Annotated in this window: 3 protein-coding genes and 2 pseudogenes; 2 read left to right on the plus strand and 3 right to left on the minus strand. The window is 69.8% G+C overall.

All coding sequences use genetic code 11. From position 1 onward, the window contains the following. Positions 1 to 249: 249 nt before the first annotated feature. Positions 250 to 1,224: a metallophosphoesterase gene (locus ACTMS0_RS09095; protein ID WP_441154648.1), complete on the plus strand. Its 975-nt coding sequence runs from the start codon at positions 250 to 252 to the stop codon at positions 1,222 to 1,224. A 1,324-nt stretch (positions 1,225 to 2,548) separates the two neighbouring features. Here the strand turns inward: ACTMS0_RS09095 and ACTMS0_RS09100 are convergent. Both ACTMS0_RS09100 and ACTMS0_RS09105 read right to left on the minus strand, forming a co-directional pair. Continuing rightward, positions 2,549 to 2,740, minus strand: a pseudogene (locus tag ACTMS0_RS09100) (transposase); the annotation flags it as partial. Positions 2,741 to 2,755: 15 nt separating this feature from the next. After that, positions 2,756 to 3,127 (minus strand): annotated as a pseudogene (locus tag ACTMS0_RS09105) (FUSC family protein); the annotation flags it as partial. Positions 3,128 to 3,367: 240 nt separating this feature from the next. Here ACTMS0_RS09105 and ACTMS0_RS09110 point away from each other — a divergent pair. Next, a complete protein-coding gene (locus tag ACTMS0_RS09110; protein WP_441154649.1) occupies positions 3,368 to 4,402 on the plus strand; it encodes a LacI family DNA-binding transcriptional regulator in 1,035 nt (344 codons plus the stop codon). 362 nt (positions 4,403 to 4,764) lie between these two features. Here the strand turns inward: ACTMS0_RS09110 and ACTMS0_RS09115 are convergent, their stop codons facing one another. Next, positions 4,765 to 5,859 (minus strand): glycerate kinase, encoded by a 1,095-nt coding sequence (locus tag ACTMS0_RS09115; protein WP_441154650.1) that lies wholly within the window; start codon positions 5,857 to 5,859, stop codon positions 4,765 to 4,767. Between the last annotated feature and the right edge of the window lie 141 nt (positions 5,860 to 6,000).

Here is a 6,000-nt window from a genome sequence, read left to right on the forward strand (position 1 = left end):
TTGCCAGCCCGGCGGCCCGCAACTGGTCCAGGCAGTGCCGGACGGTGCGGGCCAGCGCACCGGTGACCCGGGCCAACTGGTCGGTGGTCAACACCCGATGCGCGTCGAGCAGCACCAGTTCGTGCGATGGACCGCCAGCGGCCGCAGCCGCGCTGGTCGGCGTGACGCCAGAGAAGACCGTCGGCCGGGGTAACCCGGCGGTTGTCTATCGGCAACCCGGTCGTGGCCGCGGTCTGGAGGAATCGGTTCATGAGACGACACGTCCTCGCTGCTGCCGCCACCGTCGCGGTGGTGGCCAGCGGTATTCCCGCCGCCGCGAGCGCCGCCCCCGCTGGCAGCGGTCCGGCCGGACCGGCCGCCGGGTCGGTGACCTTCGCCGTGCTCGGCGACACCCCGTATGGCGATGCCCAGCGGGCGGTCTTCCCCGCCCTCGTCGACCAGATCAACGCCGATCCGAAGGTACGCTTTGTGCTGCACGCCGGCGACGTCAAGGACGGCTCGTCCACCTGCGACGACGCCCGCTTCGCCGATCTGGTGAACCTGTACGACACGTTCGCCGACCCGTTCATCCTCACGCCGGGCGACAACGAATGGACCGACTGCCACCGTACGGCGGCGGGCGGCTACCTGCCTACGGAGCGGCTGGAGGCGGTACGCCGCACCTTCTTCCCGAATCCCGGATGGACCCTCGGCCGGCGGTCGGTGCCGGTGCTGACCCAGGCGCTTGACCCGCAGCACGCCTCGTACCGGGAGAACGTGCTCTTTTGGCGCAGCCAGGTGGTGTTCGCCAGCGTGCACGTCGTAGGCAGCGAGAACAACCTTGCGCCGTGGGCGCAGCTGCCGGGCGGCGACCAGCCTGCGGTACGACTGGCGGAGTTCGAGGCACGCAAGGCCGCGGCTCTGGACTGGATCGACACCGCGTTCGCCACGGCCAAGGCCACCGGCGCGGCGGGTGTGCTGCTGCTGATGCAGGCGGAGCCGACCGATACGCTGGGCTTCGCTGAGATTCGGGCGCGCATCGTCGAGAAGGCCCGAGCCTACGGCGAGCCGGTGCTGCTGGTCCACGGTGACGAGCACCGGTACGAGGTTGAGCCCGGCTACGCCGGGGTGGCGAACCTGACCCGACTGGAGACCTTCGGGGCGAGCGCGAGCGAGTGGCTCTCGGTGACCGCTGATCCGCGTAGCCCGGCCGTCTTCAGCTGGACCGGCCGAACGGTGGAGTGACGTGCACTCGTACCCGGGCAACAGCGCCGTGCTGCTGCCCTGTTGCCCGGTACGCGTACCCCACCGGTGACGAGTACGTTTCGCCTTCAGGCTTTGGCGCTCCCTCCGGCAGGACGCCCGGTAGACCTATGAGCGCGAGGTTGACAGTCATCGGCCGTGCCGTCGACGATGGCGATCTGGTCGACCGGCCGCCGGCGCACAGGTGCGAGGGCCAGCAGCGGTGCGAGGGTGTCGATGACCCGGACGGCCAGGGCGCGGCAGAGGCGGATCGCCTCGCAAGACTGGCGTCGGAGGTGCCAATGGCTGTTCGGAGCCAGGCGGGTCAACCTCATGGCCCGACCAGGAGTCGTGGGGCCGGCAGGAAAGTCGCCCTCTGCTGGCCCCAGGTCGTCCCGCCGACTTTTCGAGATGACGGCGACCGGCGCGGGGTGGCACAGTCCTGAGCCGCACTGCCGGTTGCAAGAGGGGTGTTCCCACGGGCGCCAAGCAGGCCTGCTCGGCACCATTCCTCATCGACGTCGAAAGTAGATGCTGACGGCGGTGACGGCAGCCACACCAACGCCCGCCACGCCGGTGAAGGCTAGGTCGGGAGCATCGTTTGCAGCCAGGACCAGGCACGCAGCGACGCTTCCGCCGCCAATGAAGGCGCACGTCAGAGCAATGCGATCTCGCGGAGACACCGCCGGAACTGTCTGATCGTCATGCGCACAGATCTCCTGGCGTCGAGCCAAACCATCCCCGCCTGCCCGCTTGCGCCGGCGGTCACCACGTGGGCGCGGAGGCGCGGCGGGAGGATCCTGAGCGCGAGCTCGCGAGGTCAGGTCACGTTGGGGGTTCTTATGGCCCTGACCGTTGGCTTTGGCTACTCTTTCCACGTTCCTCACCACGTCACAAGTCGTTACGGACGAAGTTGCGACAGGCAGGAACGGTGGCCTCGGGGTGCGATCCCGGGGCCACGCTCTTGGGCGTTGGTCCTGCCGCTCGCTGAACGGTAGCGAAGCGATGGCGAGGCGGCCGGCAAGTCGGTGGCATCAGTGCGATGTTATACACGCGTTATTTACGCGAACCCCACGTGATGTCATCACTTCGATTTGTAATCGTGACCTCAAATCAATGTCACGATCGGTGCGATCCCGTGCGAACGGGCCCATCCGCGTCCCATGGTTCGGCCCATCGATAACGTGCAGCCTGCCTCTTGGCGCCAAAATCAGTCCCCTCTGCGGGACCGACCAGCAACGCGCTCCCGAAGAGCGCGACTGCTTGCCCGGGGGTCACGTCCGCGCTGGTGGTGTAAGAGACGGCCATCGCGGGATCCGGTCTGATGCTATGCGGCGATCGGGGTCGGGTCGGGCTGGTTGGTGTCGTGTTGGTCGGCGTCGATGGTGACCAGGCGGGCTTTGGCGAGCAGTTCTAGGCCCATGTAGCGGCGGCCTTCGGTCCACTCGTCGGTCTGCTCGGCCAGGACCGCGCCGACGAGGCGGATGATCGATGGTCGGTTGGGGAAGATCCCGACGATGGCGATGGCCAGCGCCACCACCAGACCGATCTGCCAGGGCCCGAACCCGACGAAGAGCACCAGAAGATCGCTGGTCAACAGGCCCAGCCCGACGCCGAGCATCAGCTCAAACGTACGTTTGGCACGCTGCCCGAGGGCGGCGACGATCGTGCCGACCGTCGCGCTGGGAGCGAAAACCGGCGCTGTCCTGCCCAGCACCTCGTGCGCGATCACCCAGGACAGTGCAGCGGCAAGCCCGCACTGGACGGCGACGACCAGGATGATTTCGAAATGTCGCCGCCGCAGCCGGCCGGCCTCACCGCCGCGGCGCCGGGCCCGCGCCGTCATGTCCCTGGCCTGCTCGGTAACGGTGTCGGGGCCGGGCCGGCCGTGCCGATCAGCGCCCATGACCGGAGTTACCCCGCTCGTTCCTGCCGAACCGCAGGGCCCAGCGCGTTTGTCACCAACGGGCAGCTCGGCATCAGAGCGACTCGCACGCGCGATGGGTGTATTCCTCGCCTTCGCGCTCCGCTCGGACTGGAGATGCTGAAGGGCTACGATCAGACCCTACGAAAGCGCTTTCGTAGACTTGGTCGTGTCCGATTCCACTGGCAGTAGCCAGATGAGATCCGTGTTTCGGGGGTTGCGATGCCCAAGCCTGGCCCGAGGCTGCGCCTCGTCGACGTGGCGGAACGTGCCGGCGTCTCGCTGGCGACCGCCTCCCGCGCCCTGTCGGGCAGGGACGGTGTCAGTGAGGAGGTGGCCAGCCGCGTCCGGCAGGTGTCGAAGGAGCTTGGGTACGTCGCCAACCCGTACGCCCGCATCCTGGCCGGCGGCGCGAGCTCGACCGTGGGCCTGGTTGTCCACCAGTTCGACGACCCCTACTTCTCGGAGATCGCCGGGGGTGTCATCCAGGTCGCCGCCGAGGAGGGGCTGTTCGTACAGATCAGCCACACCGGCCGCGACCCCCACGAGGCGCTGCGTCAGCTCCGGCATTTCATCGCGCAGCGGGTGGGGATCATATTGATCGCCGGGTCGGGCTACAGCGACCCGCGCGTGGAGGCCGAGGCACGGGCCGAGGTGTCGGAGTTCCAGCGGCAGGGCGGCCGCCTCGCCGTCATCGGGCGGCACGCGCTCGGCGTCGACGCCGTTTTGCCGGACAACGAGGTCGGCGGCCGGGCGCTCGCCGAGCACCTGCTGAACCTCGGCCACCGGCGCATCGCGGTCGCCGCGGGCACCGCGGGACTCACCACCGTCGCCGACCGGCTCGCCGGCGTCTTGTCGGCCCTGCGCCAGCGCGGGCTCTCCCTCGACAACCTGCCCGTCGTGCACAGCGACTTCACCCGCGACGGCGGCAAGGTGGCGGCCGAGCAGATCCTGCGCGACCACCCGGAGACGACCGCGATCATCGCGCTCAACGACGCGATGGCGATCGGCGTACTGTCGACGCTCCGCGCGCACCGCATCCCCGTGCCCGAACGGATGTCGGTCGTCGGCTTCGACGACGTCTCCGTCGCCGCCGACCTCGCGCCGAGCCTCACCACCATCCGGCTGCCGATGACCGACATGGGACGCATGGCGCTCACTCTCGCCCTCAAGCCCCGCACGACCCGGCCCCGGCGCCGCGCGACCGGCCACGAGCTGGTGGTACGCGACTCGACCGGCCCCGCCCCACGGGCCTGAACGGCGCAGGAGCCGTCACGCTCAGCCGCGATGAGCCACCGACCGCTATCCGGTGAACGAGGGATTGAGTGGCGTTCCCTGCCACGTCCCAGCGCTTGCCAACGGCGTACGTTCCGGTCGGCTTGATCCGCCCGAGTTTCTCGGTATCCGGGGTCGAGGATGAATCGTCTGTCCCGGGCGTCGAGGTCGAGCATGATCTCGGACCGAGCGGCGCCGAGGCGTTGCTCCACGCGGACCACGCCGATCGGGACTTGCCCGACCACCCCGCGGACCTCGTTACAGCGACGAGCGGCGCCACCCGCTGGCTGACCCGGCCATCCGCGCCGCGCCCATTGACCGCTGGCAGCGGGCGCGGTCGCGGATCAAGCGCTGACCGACTCCGCGAGGAGTGCACCTGACGCCATGAGCCAGCGCCTCGCCGCCGCTATCGCCTGCTGCGGACCGCCCGCGATGTCGCTCAACGCCAGCCGGTGGCGCACCGGGGGTGGCGGGTCGCTGCCCAGCACGCCGGCGATCAGTCCCACCGGCAGCTGCCTGGCCCCAGCCAGCTCGAGGACGTGTCCGACCACCTTGCCGCCGAGGGACTGCTCGTCGAACCGACCTTCGCCGGTGACGACGAGATCGGCGTCGAGGAGTGCGGTGGGCAGGCCCGCGACGCGGGCGACCTCGACCGCGCCGGGCACGAGATCTGCGTGCCACGCGGACATCAGTCCGTATGCGGTGCCGCCTGCTGCTCCGGAACCCGGTATCCGAGGATCACCGCGTAGGAGGTCGGCGAGGCGGCGCAGGCCGGTTTCCAGGAGCCGGACCTCCCAACCGGACGCTCCCTTCTGCGGCCCGAACTGCGCGGCCGCTCCGGTCGGACCTATCAGGGGGGCTGTCACGTCGACCAAGCAGCGGACACCCCCCGCAGGAGGTGGCACCAGCCCTTCCAGGTCGATCGCCGCGAGGTGGCGCAGCTGACCCCCGCCGCGGGCCAGTTCGCGACCGTCCGGGTCGGTGAATCTCGCGCCGAGCGCCTGCAGCGCCCCGGCGGCGCCGTCAGTAGTGGCGGATCCGCCCAAGGTCACGACGAGGCGAGAGACCGACGGATGACGGGCGGCGGCAGCGAGCAGCTGCCCGAATCCGTACGTGCTGGCGGACAGCGCGTCGAGCCGGTCGGTGAGAACGAGCCCGCTAGCCTCGGCCAGCTCCACCACGGCGGTACCGTCGGGCAGCAGCAGCCACCGTGCTGACACGCCGTTGCCGTGTGGGCCCTGGACCATCCGCTGTTGCCAGATCGCACCCTCGTGGGCGGCCGCGAGCACATCGAGAGTGCCTTCGCCGCCGTCAGCGAGCGGAACGGTCGATAGCTCGTCGTACGGCCGGACGGACCGCCACCCGTCCGCGATGGCGGTCGCGGCCGCGCCGGCCGAGATGCTGCCCTTGAAGGAGTCGGGCGCGATGACGACGTGCACATCAGCCTCCCACCGGTCGTGTCACGTCGGCGGCAGGATCCTGCCGCCGACGCAAAGGCACCAGCTAGTGCTGTGACCACGAACGTTTGCGGTGTTGGGTGACACGCCGTCCGGCTTGCCTGCCAGGCGGCGTCGTGGCGG

The organism is Micromonospora sp. H33 (genome assembly GCF_052068455.1).
In the GTDB taxonomy this organism is placed as follows: Bacteria; Actinomycetota; Actinomycetes; order Mycobacteriales; family Micromonosporaceae; genus Micromonospora.

Bases quoted from the DNA above. Each gene is read 5' to 3' on its own strand.
- ACTMS0_RS09095 (WP_441154648.1), top strand. From the start codon at position 250: ATGAGACGACACGTCCTCGCTGCTGCCGCCACCGTCGCGGTGGTGGCC.
- ACTMS0_RS09110 (WP_441154649.1), top strand. From the start codon at position 3,368: ATGCCCAAGCCTGGCCCGAGGCTGCGCCTCGTCGACGTGGCGGAACGT.